The following is a 16,214-nucleotide window of genomic DNA, read 5'->3' on the forward strand; positions in this document are numbered from 1 at the left end:
CATGACCTCCTATTTACTAAAAAACAATCATGTAAGTTACAAGCGTACAACCGATGGAAAATAATATAAATCTATAAAACAACTGGGCTTTCGATGCGAACGATCCATCAATGAAAGAAACAACTACTGTAAGCAAAATACTTGCCGCAATGCTTGTAACGAGCCATATACTATGCATTTGTGATAAATGTAGCATTCTTAATAAAGGTACAAAAAGTAAATTTGCACATATCACTCCAAATAATAATAAAAATACACCTTTATAACTAAATTTTATATTCATTCCATTTCACCCTCTCTGAACTTCATGTGAAAGAAGTGATAGACAAAATGCCTATCACTCAAAATAAAATATAAAACTTACGGATTAACAGATTCCCCATCACCATTTTTCTCAATTTCAAGCATGTTTTTGTCGTACATTTTAAAGAATGGTAAATAAATAAGGAATGATATTGTTATGTTTATAAATACGAGTACAATCGCTCTCCAATCCCCACCTGTTGCTAAATATGCACCAATTGGAGCTGGTAATGTCCATGGAGGCATTATATGTGTTGGTGTAACAAACCCCATCGCAGTTGCTGAGTATGCAATAGTTGCTGTTACTAGTGGTGTAATGATAAATGGGATAATTAATATTGGGTTTAGTACAATTGGCAATCCAAAAATAACAGGTTCATTAATATTAAAAATACCAGGCACAATACAAGTTCTTGATAATGCCTTCGAATATTTTGATCGACCAAATACAATCATAGCTAATACAAGTCCTAGCGTCGCACCAGAACCACCAATCCATATAAACCATTGGTATAATGGTTCTGGTGAAATGAATGGTAACTGATTTGCGCCACTAGCAACTGCTTCACCATTTTTCCCTAAATATACTTCCCATAATGGCCGGGCAACAGTTCCAACAACCGACACACCATGAATTCCGAATGACCAAAAAAATGTAATTAAAAATACTGGAATGATTACACCGAAGTAACTATCACCAGCTTTTACTAACGGAGCCGCTAATTTATCAACTACATGATGTAAATCAATACTAAAAACGACAGTTACTAAACTCATTAAAATAATAACGAATGCAGCAGGTATAAGTGCTTCAAACGAACGTGAAACAGACGGCGGTACTTGTTCTGGCATTTTAATCATTACATTTTTCGTCTTACAAAATCTTAAAATCTCAACTGATAAAATAGAAACAATCATAGTCACGAATAATCCATGACCTCCGAGATTTGCCATCGGAAGCATAAACCCTTTTTTATCAATTAATTCAGGCGTTAATGTTAATAGTAATGAACATACTGCAAGCTGTGCTCCTGATAAAGCATCTAGCTTGTAACTTTTCGCTAAATTATATCCTATTCCAAATGCTATATATAAAGACATAATAAACATCGTTAAACGATATGGTATTAATATACTTGTTTGATTTTTTAATGCCCAAACAGATATGAAACTATCTTTCGGTAATGGTGGAAATGCTACGATTAAAAAGAAACTTCCTACAATAATAAATGGTAACGCTGAAATAACTCCATCACGGATCGCTTGTAAATGCCTCTGTTCAGAAAGCCTCGCCATCGGTCCAGATAAGTTTTTATCAAGAAACGTGACAAATTTATTCATTACGCTTCCCCCTAACGAATTAAATCATTTACAGTTTTTAATAAAGTCGGTCCGCCAAGCGGCGTGTATGCTTGTGGCGGTATGATACCGCACGGGATAGATTCCTCTTCAGCGAATTTTTTAACAGATTCAAATCGATGTCTTACTTGAGGTGCAACCATAACAACGTCCCAACCATTCTTTACTTCTTCCTCTATCTCACTTGTTCCAATGGCATGGACTTCCATGTTTACACCTTTTTTCTCCGCCTCTTTTTTTAAAGCGTTTACAACAATTGCACTGGACATCCCTCCAGAACAAACGAATAAAACCTTCATTTATTAATCCTCCTATACTTATAATTTATCCCCTTCGAATGAAAGGAAGTTTCACTTTACTAACAAGCATATGAAGTTGTGAAAGAATTTAGTTATGATGAAAGTAAATTTCACTAAAAATATTTCCCCTATTAAATTAATGTTTCAATATTTATTTTTCTCAATTGTAAGAACAACCTCACCTCGGATATCATATTAGTTAACCATATAATAGGGAGGCGTATAAATGATCATGAAACGTTTATTAATGATATGTTGTATCGTCATCTTTTTTATTCCTTTCTCTTTCATTTCTCCTCACTCTACTTACGCTGAAGTAAATACTACGTATAAAAAACATGAATTACGTGCTGTATGGATCGCATCTGTTCTTAATATTGATTGGCCCTCAAAAACCGGCTTGCCAATTGAAAATCAAAAACAAGAATTTATTAGATTATTAGACGATGTAAAAAACACTGGTATGAATGCAGTCGTTGTACAAATTAAACCAACTGCTGATGCTTTTTATCCTTCCAATTACGGTCCTTGGTCTGAATACATTACAGGTACACAAGGAAAAGACCCTGGTTATGACCCGCTCGCATTTATGATTGAAGAAGCTCATAAAAGAAATATAGAATTCCACGCATGGATTAATCCATACCGAATAACGATGAATCACACTGATATAAATCGGTTATCAGATAACCACCCTGCAAGACAACATCCTGATTGGGTTGTACCTTATGGCGGGAAGTTATATTACAACCCTGGCATTCCAGAAGTGAAAAAATTTATAACTGAAGGTGCTTTAGAAATTGTACAAAATTACGATGTTGATGCATTACATATGGATGATTATTTTTATCCATATAAAGTAGCTGGTGAAGAATTCCCCGATCAAAAAACGTTCGAAACGTATAATAATGGTAGATTTACAAACATAGAAGATTGGCGACGTGACAATGTAAATGAACTTGTCAAAGGTTTAAATACTGCTATAAAACAAGAAAAATCATACGTAAAGTTTGGCATAAGTCCGTTCGGCGTATGGCGAAATATAGCTGACGATCCAACTGGGTCTAACACAACTGCAGGTCAAAGAAACTATGATGACCTTTATGCTGATACACGTGAATGGATACAAAAAGGTTATATTGATTACATTACACCGCAAATATATTGGAATATTGGTTTCACACCAGCTGCATATGACATATTAATAGATTGGTGGGTAAAAGAAACAAATAATAAACCGATTCACCTATACATCGGTCAGGCGGCCTATAAAATTAATAATAATTCTGTCCCAGCTTGGTCTGATCCTGAAGAATACCCAAGACAACTTGCATTAAACCGGTTATATCCTGAAATAAAAGGTAGTATGCATTTTAGCTTAAAAGATATGAATAACAATCCACTAGGAGTTAAAGATAGACTCTCAAAAGACATATATAAACATCCTGCATTAATCCCACCTATGCCTTGGCTTGATCATGATCCACCAAAACAACCGACTTTAAAAGGTGCTATTCCAAGAGATGAAGGTATTGCTGTAGGTATCATAGATAATAGAGAGAATGACTCTGCTTATTACGCCATTTACCGTGTGAATGGAAAAAATGAAGTGGATATAGAAAATCCGAAACATTTACTTACTACTGTAAGAAAGACAAAATTTGGAGAGATTTATGTAGATAAAACAGCTATTTCTGGAGAAACGTATACGTATGTAGTAACTGCAGTTGATCGATTGCATAATGAAAGTGTCGCTTCTAGTCATACAACCGTTAAAGCAAAATAACAACTAATAAAAAAACGCCTTAAAAGCTAAGAACTATAGCTTTAAGGCGCTTTTTTTATTTATTCTTAAACTTCTCAGTCGCTGCTCTCATCTTCACATTCAAATCATGATCAATCGAGTCACGAATATCTCGCTCGACTACTTCCATTTCTTTTTGGAAATTTTGCAAGTAGATTTTTAATTCTTCTTCTTTTTCTGGTCGTTGTGAAGGTGGTAATTGTACGACTAACGATAGCATCGCTGTTAAATCTTTCATTAAGAACGTTTCAAGTTTATGTTGTTGTTCAAACATACGCTGCTCCTGATAATACGGCAAGGCATTTAATACTGAAATTGTAATTTCATCAACCGTTCTTTGTAATGAAGGGTTTATTGAGCGTTTATACGTTTGAATTGTATTTAATGCATCTGGATATCGATCATAAAAATACAATTTATAAAACGAAAGGTCTGATGGTTTTACTGTTTGCTGCGTTTCTTGTCTTAAAAAATCTTTTACTTTCATCGCCGCTACATCAATATCTTCATTTGTAAGTTTTTTCGTTGTTTTTGCCATTACATGTACTTTTTTCTGTTTTTCTTTCGGTAACATTGAGAATACTTGCTCTCTCGTACGTTGACCCGATGCACAGAAAAGAGTGTTTAATGTATATTGTTCTTTCTTTCCTTCCGTACGAATCCAGCGATAAAAGAGTGGGTGCTGTGTAAATTCTTGTAGAAACGGTAATGATTTATTCGATAACTTATCTAAAGAATCATGTGCTCTTTTATATGGTTTCGTCCATGAAAAATACAGTTTACGTCCGAAATATACAACTAAAACAACGACAGTAAATGCGATTAAAAGCAATGTACCCAATAGTACTAATACTGTTTGAATGAAACTCATTTTTTCACCTCCTCTAAAAGTCTGTTATTTCCTTGGACGCTGAATGAGTTTTTGTTTCATTTCATCATTAAATGTGTCTAATTCAATTACAAACTTCTTACTTGACTCGATAATACGTTCTGATGATTTCTCAGAAGCTTCAATCGCAGCAAATACATTTTGGAATGATTCACGTAATTTATCCATGCTAATAGCAGGATTTTCAAGAAGTTTTGTTGTTTCTTCTGTATTTTGTTTTAATGCTTGTGAGTTACTTAATACCATTGATTCAATTGCTTCATTTGTCGCATTCACTGCATCAATTGTTTTACGCTGATTTGTTAACGCTAGCTGGATAGCAGCTGAAACTGTTACAACGTTTTGCGTCATCGTAATGGCATTACGAATTGCTTCTGTTAACTTTTCATTATTTTTCTTAATAATGTCTACAGATGCGATAGATTGTAATAAAACACTTTTCGCTTGCTGCATATTACGTGTACGTACTAGAATCTTTTCTAATGCATCGTTAATTAATGGAATATCTCTTTGACGTTCTGGATTTTGTTTCTCAGCTTCCAGCATGCCAGCAAGTTTTCTCCCTAAGTATACTTGCTTATCAAGTGCGTGAATTTTATCGTGCGATTGTTCTTTAAGCATTTCAAGACCAACTGTATCTTCTTGTAAGTTGTCACGACCAATTAGTAGGGATCTTATAATCTCCTCAATTTGCTTATCTATAGATTGATATTTATGCACGTATGTTTCAAGTGGATTTTTCTTGAATACTTTAAACATAATTTTCTTCATACCACTTGCTTTTAATGAATTCGGATCAAGCTCTGATACCACTTTGCGTAATTCTAGCAATGTATTTGGAATTTCTTCATTTTTTCCATTCATCATCGCTGTTACAGGACGTTTTAATGCTGATAACGTTTGTCCTGCTGCTTGTTGCTCTTTATCCCCTAAATCTCCTAGCTGTGACAATACTTTTGATAAATCCGTATTTTGCTCGCTATTTAATTTTTGTACATAAAGATCAGCTTCTTTATTCAGTTCCTCTAATTCTTGATCTTTTATAACTGTATCTACTACTACTTCTACATTATTATCTTTCACAATGGATACAGGTTCTTTTTTCTCGAGTTCAGTCAACAAAATCGCTCCTTTATTTATATGTGCGAATTTATATGCACTATATTTCATCTATTATATCGTATTTCATATACATTCTAACTGCTTGAAATCGTTTTTTTTAGAAATGCCTGTTTATGCAGTCATTCCCTGTTTCTTACTATAAGTATACCTGTAATCAACATAATTTTCCTCAGACTTAAGACCTAGAGAACAACATGCTGAAGGCGGATTCTTCGCGTGTTACGTATATGAACTCTATTCTTCCCATCCTACTGTACTCAATCTTTTGACATACAACCTTTTTCAATGTGATAATTATATTACGCTCTATCCTGTTTCTTCTTGCGCGCTACAAATGCTCCATTTTGAAATGCCAATAAAACCGTTTCAAACATTTCATCTTCTTCTATCATTTTTTTAAACTCGGCTAATTCGCTTGCATGAGAGGTTGCGTTATCAACAACAAGAAAACCCTTTGGTTGTAAAATGCGTTTTATATGCTCAAGCCACCACATGTATTGCGTCCGCTCTGAATCTAGGAAAATAAAATCAAATGAATGATCTAGTTGCACATCTAAAAATGCCCCTGCTTCTTGATTATGAACATCAATCCTTTGTAAAAGATTTGCCTTTTCAAAATTGACAAGTGCCTCTCCAACTCGTTCTGAAGAAAGCTCTACAGTTGTTACATTTCCATTTGTTTCTTCTACCGCATTAGCTAACCACAATGTAGAATAGCCATTAGAAGTTCCGATTTCTAAAATGTTTTTTGCGCTACACCCTTTTACTAAAATCGATAAAAACTGCCCCATCTCACGAGTAATATTCCGTAACTTTTCTTCCCGTGTTTTTTTATTTCGATCATGCTCTTCTCCATATTGTTCAAGTTGAAATAATAATGAATCTAACGTATCCATTTTTTCATCGCCTTTCCAAAGCAATATGATGAAAAAGCTCTTGCTGCCTGTCTACTTTCATTATATGCGAAACAAAAACCTTTTTCTCGTTATATGACAAAGATTTGAATTTTTTTATAGCATATTGTTTCGTTTTTTGGTAAAGTTAATTTCTACGTGCAATTATTCCATTCATACTATTTTTAATTCAATTGCAGTTATTAAAAAATATAAGCCCCAATTAAATGAATCGGTATTTCAAATTCAATTAAGCGCCCTTTCCGGACGCATTTTCTTTTGTTTATATATTTCTAGAAGAAAGGATGCTTACAATGAACGTGATTAGCTTAGATGCTGCTCGAAAACGAAAACAGCATAAAAAATTAATGATTACTATACCGATTATTTCACGTATTTATGAAGAAGATGGGGAAATTAAATTTGAAGTAGCAGGCGAAAAAGATGTACCTCTTGAAATGTTAGAGAAATAAAAAAAAGACGCACTTCTAAAGAAATGCGTCTTTTTTTATACAGCTACATTTAAGTGCATAAGTTTTTCAGGATTAACCATCATATAAATATTTGAGATTTTCTCATTCTCAAATGTAAATGAAAGCACATAAGTCACTTTATTATTTACTTTAACAATAACACCTGGGGCACCATTTACCATCTTATAATCAACATTGTACTCTTCCGGGAACTTCTTCCCAATTCCAAAGAATAAACGTATAATTCTATCTGCAGAATAGATTGGATGGATTGCAGTTGTAGCTTTACCACCACCATCCGCTTTTAATATCGCATCTGTTTTTAATACTTCTAATATGCCTTGCGCATCCCCACACTGCAATGATGATACAAATTTCTCCACATAGGCAGCCATCTTCTTCGTACTTAATGTTGAGTGCTTCGGCTTATCCAAAATACTTTTTCGTGCACGTTGAAAGATTTTTCGGCAGTTCGCACTACTCTTATCTACAATTGAAGCGATTTCTTCGTATTCATAACTGAAAACCTCTCTTAATATGAAAACAACTCTCTCTACCTCAGACAATTGTTGTAAAAGTAATAAATATGCCGTAGAAATTGATTCTTTCATTACAAATGACTCTGATGGATCATCAACCTCTTCCACAAATGGCTCTGGCAACCACATTCCGACATATACGTTCCGTTTATATGCTGCCGAACGTAATTTGTCAATTGAGCGATTTGTTACCATTTTACATAAATAGGCTCTCATATTTTCTATAGATTGAACGTCCTCCATATTATTAAGTGATATAAATACGTCATGGACGATATCTTCAGCATCCATAACACTCCCAAGGATTCTATATGCTAACGAAAATAATAATGATTGATACGTTTCATATAATTGCTCCGTTCCCATGATGAATTGCCTCACTTTCGGATTGCTTTAATATGTGTAACGCTGCACGTTTTCCGCTTGCCACCGCAGCATCAGCTAATATTTCATCATGCCCAGCCCAATCTCCTGCAACGTAAACACCTGGCATTCCAGGTATGTTAGGGCCTGGTTTTTCAACACGGTCAATATGAGGAAAATCATATACTACCGTTATTTTCGGTAAATATTGCTGTGCAACAACTTCTCTTTTCCAATTTGGATGTAACAATTCCATTGCATTTTCTAACTGTTCTTTATCTTCTTGAATATGATTCAGCTCTAGTACAGGGTTATGGTATTTAATTAGACTCACTACAATTGATCCATCTTCACTTAATTTAGCTGCTCTCGATTGATTCGTGAAAAATAGAGGTTGATCTAATCCCAATGCAAAATGATGCAAAGGATTCGGTAATTGTTTTAAACCAATATCTAACGCTGCCACGGTCACTTGTATAGATTGTTCACACCATTTTTGCAAACTTGTTCCTTCTGCACCTTTTATAATTTTACAAGCCTCTTTCGGTGGAGTTGTTACAATGACTACACCTGCTTCAAATACTTCATCGTCAAAACATTGTATTCTTTGTTTCCCTTCACAATGCTCTATTTTCAAAACATGCTTTTTAGCCAGAAATTGCACACCACTAGTACTTGCTATATTCCTTAAATTTGTTATTATCGTCTCCCAACCGCCATCTACATAAAGTACTCCGTCTTTCATAGAAAGCTGTATTTGCTTTAGTACGGAAGATGCTAATTGTATTGTAGGAGCATACGTATATGTTGTTGTTCGGCATAATGCATAAAATATATTTCGAACCATTGGATCTTGAATTTCATTTTCTGCCCATGTAGTTAGACTCATTTTTGGAACCTTTCCTACATCTAAGTTTCCTAAATGAATCATAAGACGAGCGAACTGGACTTTTGCAGACCATGAAAGTAACGGTGTTGATAAAATAGAGCGAAAATCTGTTGGAATGGTATAAATATTCCCTTTCCATATTCCATGTGCTTTTGTAGATGGGATTCCACCTGGAAGATTTACTCCTAGCTCATTAAAAGTTATAAACGCTTCTCCACCTCTATATAAAGCATGTGCACCAAGATTCATACAAATGCCGTTTTTATTTATAGTCATCCCTCGGCCGCCGTAGTGACTGGACTTTTCTAATACAATAACTTTCCTTCCAGCTTTCGCTAAATATATAGATGCTGTTAATCCAGCAAGCCCACCACCAACAATTGCTACATCAAAATGTTTCATAATAAAATCCCTCCTTATCCGTTCTACATACAAGACGAACGATTAAGGAGGGATGTGACATTCAGTTACACATAATTTATTTCACCTAACCACTTTATTGCAGTATCAACTGTCAAACAGTTACACCTTCTACACACAAACTTATTTACATAATAATGTTATTTTCTAATCAATTACATGCTGGTGCCAAATTTCTCTTTCTTCTTCAGTCATCCCCCCTATTATTTTTGAAAAATCTATTTTCCTATCAAATGAGTCTTTTAACATAAAAAATTGTTCAAACGATCCTGTAAATATTTCTAATGATCGAGAACAACAAATCGTTTCAAGGTTATCAATTGTTGCGCCATCTAATTCTAATTCCTTTAGTCCTTTCATTTTACCTAATGCCGATACATCTTTTACCTTTGTATCTGTCAACTTTATATTTTGAATTGACGCATTGTGTCGAAAGCAATATAAATTAGCGATGTCGCTATTTTCAAATTCAATTGTGATTAACTTATTTAAATTTTGCAAAACAAGTAAATCCAATTCACTAACATTCTCTAAACCTAAAATATATAAATGCTTTAAATTATCTACTTTCGAAATCGCGTAGAGCTGCTCATGATTTGAAATATGTACAGAAAGCGATTCTAATTTTTGAAACTGCGGTAGCAACGAAAAATCTTGAATACTAGTATGTGTAATATTTAATTTTTTTAATGATGACATTTCTACAAGTTCCGATAAATTATTTATCTTCGTATTCTTTATATTCATTTCTTGTAAGTGTTTTAGATGTATGATTGGCGTTAAATCTTGAACCGGATTATTAACTAAATATAACTTCTTTAAAGAATTCATTCGTTCTAATCCTGCTAAATCTCGAATTTCATTTCCGGATAAAATTAGTTCTCTCACTTCCGTACACATCTGTAATGGACTAATATCTACTAACCCTTTTCCACCTAAATATAATCTCTTCTCTCTAATAAACCTGTCTGCTCGTTCAGATGCACCCACTATATATCTCCAATTCTCATCTAAACTATCGTACCAATCATTAACGTTATTTTCAGATTGAAATATAAATTGGGGCTGTAAAACAGGTAATTCAATATTAAATAAAGCGTCTAAAAAATGTATATTATCATTAGCACCATAACTCCAATATAAATAATCTTCCTCTTGATGAATGGTGAAATTTTTATTTTTTAGCGTTTGTAAAATAAATAGTAACAAATCTGAAATTCTATTTGCAATTACATATTTCACTTCTTCATCTCGTCCAAAATTAATAACTTGTCCCACTTTCCCCTTTTCATCCGGATCAACATCTATTCCTAAATTGTTACCGCCATAATCTTTACTAATAGGTATCCAATTGTGATTCACATATCTTTCCTTAATATATTCTGTTGGTATTGAAAATGCATCAAAATTAAAAAAATTATCCTCTTCAATTTTTTTCCATATTCTCCACTCATCCAAAACTTCATCTAACGAGAGAAATGGCAAACCAAAAAACAACCCTGGTCCTGATTTATCCTCACCGTTATGTGCAAGATAAAGGTTACGTAATTCATCTGGAAACGCAATTTCCATTTCACTTTCGGCATATTGAATTTCTTCTATTGTTGCAGGTGCATTCAAAAACGGTTGAAAGTAATTTTTTAATTCAACTTCCAACTCTTTTAAAATAGTATGGTTCATTTTCTGCACTCCCCTTGTACTCCAAATTAAAAAAGCGCTATCTTTTACATTAATTGTAATTAATAGCGCCTTTTTTCGCAATGAAACTCTTGTAATTATAGTGCATTCAAACGAACATTTTTATCACTTTACAAACGAAGAGCAGCAACGCTTTCACATTTCAATAACTAGACTCATATCCTAAATTCAAATTGCATGAAAATATAAGAAAGGCGGGTAATACAAATGACTTCTAATATCGACTACACTTCCCCCTCAACCAATTTCACCCATGATTTAAATAAAAGTAATTTTTTTAAGAAAGATGCCCAAAATTATATAAACGTACTTGGCATAAAACAATTAAATACTTTAGAAAATACTTCTTTATTAGATATCTATTTAAGTACAGGAAATGTTGTAGAGCCACATATTCATCAAAATGCAGCTGAACTTGTTTACTGTATTTCAGGATCTGCTGTTGTTACTTTACTTAATCCTTTTACAAACCAAATATTAAACTTACCGATAAAACCAGGGCAAGTTGCCAACATTCCACAAGCGTGGTGGCATTATGAAATTGCTACAGCAGATGGTACTCATTTATTAGCTATTTTTGATGCCCCAACCCCAGAAGTTATTTTTGGTTCTGATATTTTAAGGTTAACCCCCGCTAATATGATGGCTCATACTTACTGTCTCGATGAACAACAATGGAAACAAGCGATATCCCCTATTCAATCCACTACAGTAATTGGTCCTCCAGCAAACTGTAATCAGAACCGCAGCACGATAACCCCAACAACTCAGCCTTCTAACAAACAACAAAATTTATATTACCAAGATTCATACTATTTCCCTCTTTACTGGGGATATTAATTTATATTATGAAAAGACAATTAATTATCTCCTCGGAAAATACGTAGGAGATTTTTTATTGTATATCCCCTATTCCTATTTATTATCGTAACAATTAATAGAGTACATACATATAATATTTATATATCTAATTGGAGGTGATAGTACTATGAGTAATTATAACTATCGAAAAAACTACTCTAATAATAAAAATAGTAGTTCATCAGCATCCTCTCAGTCTTCGAATTCTCAATCTTCCAATTCCCAATCGCAAAGAGATTTAGCCGAACAAGGCTATGTAAAGAAAAAAGGATGTAACTGTAATAAAAACAAATAGTTTATTACTAATTTGAACTATAACATTTCAACGTTCACGATAAATACCTTAGTTCCCTTGTATACTGTTTATTTAATGGATGAATTCTATTTTTAATAGAATTCATCTTTTTTGTTTATTGGTAATTTTTTAAACGATATAACTTACTCCATAAACAATAGAGTACAAATTATAAATTTTGATTTTTTTATACCAACTTAACAAAGAGTAATTTCTCAATTGATTTATCACCAACCTTTCCATAAAATATAGCCCTTCCTAATAAAATTAGGAAGGGCTATATACAAATGTCAGTTTAAATTTCAAACAACCATTGTAACAAGTTAGACGATATTAATACCTGCACTTACAAATCCAGCTACTGTAGCTATTGGACTTGCTGCTGTTAACGAAACATATAGTAGTATTTTATCCCTTGCTGTTACTGGAATAGCTTCAGCTATAATCCCTGATGCTGTAGAACCAATCGCTACTGCGGCAAATGCTGGTGTTAATAATAGAGGTGCGCCTTGTACTGTAAACGATAAGTTCAAAACTGGTTATAAATTTTATTAATCTTTTTATCAAGACATCACCCTCTTTTTATATATTTAGTATACAATATATCTAAATGCATTAAGTATTAAACATGTAATTAAAAACACTTCATTTTCTAGCTATTATCATGACTTATTTCAGTATTTAATATCTAAAACTCCTAAAAATGAATTAGCTATAAACTAGATTGTGTTAAATTCACCTATTTGGTTTAACCTTAGATATAGCAATATTTTTTGCATCTTATATAAATGAATTTGACACTTCCTGTTTAAAGCTAATTAAATAAGTAATAAAAAAATAAAGGAATTAGATTCTAAACTTCCTTTGATAATCATTTAATGTATCTTTATTCTATCTTGTATATCTAAACTTTACTTAATTAAATAGTTCGTCCCATTTATCTTGTGACTTCCACTTTCTGATTTGAGATGGTTTTAAGTTTAATTTCCCTTGCAAACTCAACAAATGGCTTCTCACCATTACTTGCTTTAACTCAGAAAACAACAATTCTGCTCCCAATTCCGTTCTTTCTTGCTGATTTTGGAATCTAATACGTAACACTCTGTATTTCCGCAACTCTTCTATCACGAAAGGGCGGATTTCTTTCTCCTCTATATGCTTGAAAAATAATAATTGGTCCAAATATAATCCTCCCACGTCTCAATCCTTACATATATAAGGCTAAAACTTTAAATATTTTAGATATATACCTTTATATGTGTATGAAATTAGTTCGTAATCCACAATCGGCTATAAACCTCTATTTTTTTACGTCTATTATTATGTAATTTACTAGCAGTGATCATTTAACTTAACACAATTACACTACATTCTCATAGTATATTTAATCATTTTCACCAGACATAAAGTATAAAAACAATTAAAGAAAAGAGACTGTCTTCAAAAGTTAATCTGAGGATACTTTTTTGACAATCTCTTTTCTTATATCAAAATTTTCAACTACAAAACTTACAAGTGATTATACGAATGTTATACCTGCACTTGCGAAGCCTGTAATAGCAGTAGCTATATCAAAACCAGGTGTAGTTGATGAAACAACAAGTAATATCTTATCTTGTGGAGCGACCGCAATGGCTTGTGCGCTAATACCACTTGAAGTATTACCGATAGCAATAAGACCACTAAATGCTGGTGTTAATAGTAACGGTGTACCTACTGGAGTGAAAGTATTACTTGCTGCTGGCGCGCTGTACAATTGCATTTGAATTTGTATGCTTCCTAATGCTAAAGCAACCGCTACAGTTACACTAAAGAACCCTGCTAACGAAGTAATTGTACCTGCGCGAGGGGCTACAAATGCAAAATCAAATACTGGAGGTACAGGACCTATAGTAATTGGACCACCAGGTGGGACAATTACAGGGAAGAATGAACTTCCAAATCCAAGAAGTGCTCCTGTGTTTGCTAATCCACCTAAAACAGTTGCTAATGCTACTGGTCCACCTGATGCAAACGGAATAACTGCTCCAGCTCCCGTTGCTCCTGTTAGGCCTGTTGGACCTGTTAGACCTGTTGGACCTGTTTCTCCTGTTGGACCTGTTGGACCTGTTGGACCTGTTGGACCTGTTGGACCTGTTGGACCTGTTTCTCCTGTTGGACCTGTCGCGCCACCTCCAGGACCTGTTGGACCTGTTGGGCCTGTTACTCCACCTCCAGGACCTGTTGGACCTGTTGGGCCTGTTGGACCTGTCGCCCCTGGAGTAGCATTGATTAATTGAATTAATAAATTAAAAAGAACTTGTAAAGTTGCAGGATCGACATTTGAGTCGCAGGATACAGGGATAAGATCTAAAGCGAAGAAGAATTGTGCAAGTGCACTATAAAATTGTTGCAATAATGTTGACAATTGTCCTAAATTAGGTGCTGGAGATTGTAATAAAACTATAATACTTTGAGTTAATTGTTTCAAAAAATTAACTTCTGGAGAAGGTAATAAGGAATTTAAGAAAATTAAAAATTGATTAAATAAATCGAGTAACACTAATCTGTTTGCATTACTTGGATTTGCAAAAAATGCTGAAATAGCTGATACTAATGAGTTTAGTAAAGTAATTAATTGACTTAATTGTTCCCTAGTAATAGGAACTGACTGTGGATTTTTACAACAATCTGCTGAAAAAACAATCGGATTGCAGTTATTATGATCAAAACAATCATTATGTTTCATTTATTTCCTCCTTACTTTTCTTATAGTTGAGTGTTTTCCTATTCTAAGTACTATAAAAGATGCGATTGAAAAAAATAGTTAAGTTATATGTTTCTCTTAAAATAGGAAACATGAATTATAATCAAACTTGAAAACGTAATTTAATTATGTTCATGACTCACATATTAATTATATGTTTTTAATAATTGACTGCTTAGATTAAACACCTAAACTTAAGAGTTTATTTTAATTTTCCACGTTTATCTCTTAGGTCCAAAAGCACATTTTAATTTAAATATTAAAACTAAACATTTGCATATAACCAATAAGTAACAACACCATCTTTTCAGATAAGTAACAATATCTTTACTAAAATTATGTTCTCTCAATAATTAAGAAGCCGTTTCTATTATAGAAAACTCTCATACAATATATCGGACAAGTTATCCTATACTTCGTTCAAAAAATAATTTAGGAGGTGAGAATTAATTGCCAATCATCCAACCATTCATGGCATCTAGAAGATTTACATCTACACTAGCAGCTGGAACAGGAACAGGTGCAACTTTTGCAATTGCTGCTACAGCTTGTTTAAACGATGCTGGTACTACTGCAACTGCTTTTCCGACTTTTACGTATTACAACTTTTATGTAAACGGCATTCTTCAACCTAGTGTGAACTCCAGTATTACTACTGGACCTACTGGTGCTATTACAATTCCTGGCGGAGATGCATTAGACGGCGGAATTCCAATTACAATCGAATTTATCGTCACTTAGTTTAACTACTTTAATGTAGAACAAAAAGACAGATTCTTTTTATTTAAGAATCTGTCTTTTTTAATTAATAATGATGAATTGCAAAATAATTGAAGAACCTTGCGTTGGTGGTTGATTATCCAATAATGTTAGCTGACCATTACTAACCTGATATAATGGTTGTGGTTGAAGTATTCCATTAATAAACAAATTAATATAGGAAACCTCATCAGGAGGTAATATGTGTGTTGTACCATATTGAGCTATCCCATCTGAATCTGTATATATAAGTTTTTCTCCATCTGAAAAAGTGTAAAATAATAAATTAGTTGTTGTTATGGGACCAATAACTCCCGTTGGACCCGTTGAACCTGTTATTCCTGTTGCTCCTGTTAAACCCGTCGGACCTGTTGCTCCTGTTGCTCCCGTTGTTCCTGTTGCTCCTGTTACTCCAGTAGGACCTGTTTATCCTGTTAGTCCTGTTAGGACTCTTAAACCATTAAGACCAGGGGGACCGGGTTGGGCTGTTAGGGCTCGGGGG

General features: G+C 33.6%; 16 protein-coding genes and 2 pseudogenes. 5 read left to right on the forward strand and 13 right to left on the reverse strand.

What is annotated here, in order from left to right:
• Positions 1 to 16: 16 nt before the first annotated feature.
• The 3 genes from JDS82_RS24705 to JDS82_RS24715 all read right to left on the reverse strand — a co-directional run bounded on the left by JDS82_RS24705 (position 17) and on the right by JDS82_RS24715 (position 1,961).
• Positions 17 to 283: a hypothetical protein gene (locus JDS82_RS24705; RefSeq protein ID WP_199714120.1), complete on the reverse strand. Its 267-nt coding sequence runs from the start codon at positions 281 to 283 to the stop codon at positions 17 to 19.
• Between the two features lie 77 nt (positions 284 to 360).
• Positions 361 to 1,644 (reverse strand): PTS sugar transporter subunit IIC, encoded by a 1,284-nt coding sequence (locus tag JDS82_RS24710; protein WP_199714121.1) that lies wholly within the window; start codon positions 1,642 to 1,644, stop codon positions 361 to 363.
• Between the two features lie 11 nt (positions 1,645 to 1,655).
• Positions 1,656 to 1,961: a PTS sugar transporter subunit IIB gene (locus JDS82_RS24715; protein WP_000865896.1), complete on the reverse strand. Its 306-nt coding sequence runs from the start codon at positions 1,959 to 1,961 to the stop codon at positions 1,656 to 1,658.
• 226 nt (positions 1,962 to 2,187) lie between these two features.
• Between JDS82_RS24715 and JDS82_RS24720 the strand changes: the two genes are divergently transcribed.
• A complete protein-coding gene (locus JDS82_RS24720; protein WP_199714122.1) occupies positions 2,188 to 3,747 on the forward strand; it encodes a glycoside hydrolase family 10-like protein in 1,560 nt (519 codons plus the stop codon).
• 55 nt (positions 3,748 to 3,802) lie between these two features.
• Here JDS82_RS24720 and JDS82_RS24725 read toward each other — a convergent pair whose 3' ends face one another.
• From JDS82_RS24725 to JDS82_RS24735, 3 genes are all read right to left on the reverse strand, one after another.
• Positions 3,803 to 4,636 carry a DUF3974 domain-containing protein gene (locus tag JDS82_RS24725; protein WP_000008384.1) on the reverse strand — a complete coding sequence of 278 codons (834 nt, stop codon included), beginning with the start codon at positions 4,634 to 4,636 and terminating at the stop codon, positions 3,803 to 3,805.
• A gap of 24 nt (positions 4,637 to 4,660) precedes the next feature.
• Positions 4,661 to 5,773 carry a toxic anion resistance protein gene (locus JDS82_RS24730; protein ID WP_000137410.1) on the reverse strand — a complete coding sequence of 371 codons (1,113 nt, stop codon included), beginning with the start codon at positions 5,771 to 5,773 and terminating at the stop codon, positions 4,661 to 4,663.
• A 302-nt stretch (positions 5,774 to 6,075) separates the two neighbouring features.
• A complete protein-coding gene (locus tag JDS82_RS24735) occupies positions 6,076 to 6,672 on the reverse strand; it encodes an O-methyltransferase (RefSeq protein ID WP_199714123.1) in 597 nt (198 codons plus the stop codon).
• Positions 6,673 to 6,983: 311 nt separating this feature from the next.
• Between JDS82_RS24735 and JDS82_RS24740 the strand changes: the two genes are divergently transcribed.
• The gene (locus tag JDS82_RS24740) at positions 6,984 to 7,142 is read left to right on the forward strand and encodes a hypothetical protein (RefSeq protein ID WP_001100983.1); all 159 of its coding nucleotides are present in this window, start codon (positions 6,984 to 6,986) and stop codon (positions 7,140 to 7,142) included.
• Between the two features lie 35 nt (positions 7,143 to 7,177).
• Here the strand turns inward: JDS82_RS24740 and JDS82_RS24745 are convergent, their stop codons facing one another.
• The 3 genes from JDS82_RS24745 to JDS82_RS24755 form a co-directional block, all read right to left on the reverse strand.
• The gene (locus JDS82_RS24745) at positions 7,178 to 8,047 is read right to left on the reverse strand and encodes a sigma-70 family RNA polymerase sigma factor (protein WP_199714124.1); all 870 of its coding nucleotides are present in this window, start codon (positions 8,045 to 8,047) and stop codon (positions 7,178 to 7,180) included.
• Positions 8,025 to 9,335 (reverse strand): phytoene desaturase family protein, encoded by a 1,311-nt coding sequence (locus tag JDS82_RS24750; RefSeq protein WP_199714125.1) that lies wholly within the window; start codon positions 9,333 to 9,335, stop codon positions 8,025 to 8,027. The genes JDS82_RS24745 and JDS82_RS24750 overlap by 23 nt, the downstream gene beginning before the upstream one ends.
• Positions 9,336 to 9,500: 165 nt before the next feature.
• On the reverse strand, positions 9,501 to 11,033 hold the full coding sequence (locus tag JDS82_RS24755) for an SMI1/KNR4 family protein (protein ID WP_064056595.1): 1,533 nt from the start codon (positions 11,031 to 11,033) through the stop codon (positions 9,501 to 9,503).
• Positions 11,034 to 11,258: 225 nt separating this feature from the next.
• On the opposite strand from JDS82_RS24755, the gene JDS82_RS24760 reads away from it, so the two are divergent.
• A complete protein-coding gene (locus JDS82_RS24760) occupies positions 11,259 to 11,891 on the forward strand; it encodes a cupin domain-containing protein (RefSeq protein ID WP_199714126.1) in 633 nt (210 codons plus the stop codon).
• A gap of 639 nt (positions 11,892 to 12,530) precedes the next feature.
• Here JDS82_RS24760 and JDS82_RS24765 read toward each other — a convergent pair.
• From JDS82_RS24765 to JDS82_RS24780, 3 genes and pseudogenes are all read right to left on the reverse strand, one after another.
• Positions 12,531 to 12,731 (reverse strand): annotated as a pseudogene (locus JDS82_RS24765) (exosporium glycoprotein BclB-related protein); the annotation flags it as partial.
• A gap of 394 nt (positions 12,732 to 13,125) precedes the next feature.
• Positions 13,126 to 13,237 (reverse strand): annotated as a pseudogene (locus tag JDS82_RS24770) (phage terminase small subunit-related protein); the annotation flags it as partial.
• 489 nt (positions 13,238 to 13,726) lie between these two features.
• Entirely contained in the window at positions 13,727 to 14,935 is a 1,209-nt protein-coding gene (locus JDS82_RS24780; RefSeq protein WP_199714127.1) for an exosporium glycoprotein BclB-related protein, read from the reverse strand.
• A gap of 468 nt (positions 14,936 to 15,403) precedes the next feature.
• Between JDS82_RS24780 and JDS82_RS24785 the strand changes: the two genes are divergently transcribed.
• On the forward strand, positions 15,404 to 15,694 hold the full coding sequence (locus JDS82_RS24785) for a DUF4183 domain-containing protein (protein WP_064449129.1): 291 nt from the start codon (positions 15,404 to 15,406) through the stop codon (positions 15,692 to 15,694).
• A 60-nt stretch (positions 15,695 to 15,754) separates the two neighbouring features.
• On the opposite strand, the gene JDS82_RS29910 is transcribed toward JDS82_RS24785, so the two are convergent.
• A complete protein-coding gene (locus JDS82_RS29910) occupies positions 15,755 to 16,051 on the reverse strand; it encodes a DUF4183 domain-containing protein (RefSeq protein WP_346011128.1) in 297 nt (98 codons plus the stop codon).
• Here JDS82_RS29910 and JDS82_RS29915 point away from each other — a divergent pair.
• A partial coding sequence (locus JDS82_RS29915; RefSeq protein WP_242474936.1) for a hypothetical protein occupies positions 16,011 to 16,214 on the forward strand: 204 nt, incomplete at its 3' end. The two genes, JDS82_RS29910 and JDS82_RS29915, sit on opposite strands and share 41 nt — an antisense overlap.

The organism is Bacillus cereus group sp. N14 (assembly GCF_016483555.1).
GTDB lineage: Bacteria > Bacillota > Bacilli > Bacillales > Bacillaceae_G > Bacillus_A > Bacillus_A wiedmannii.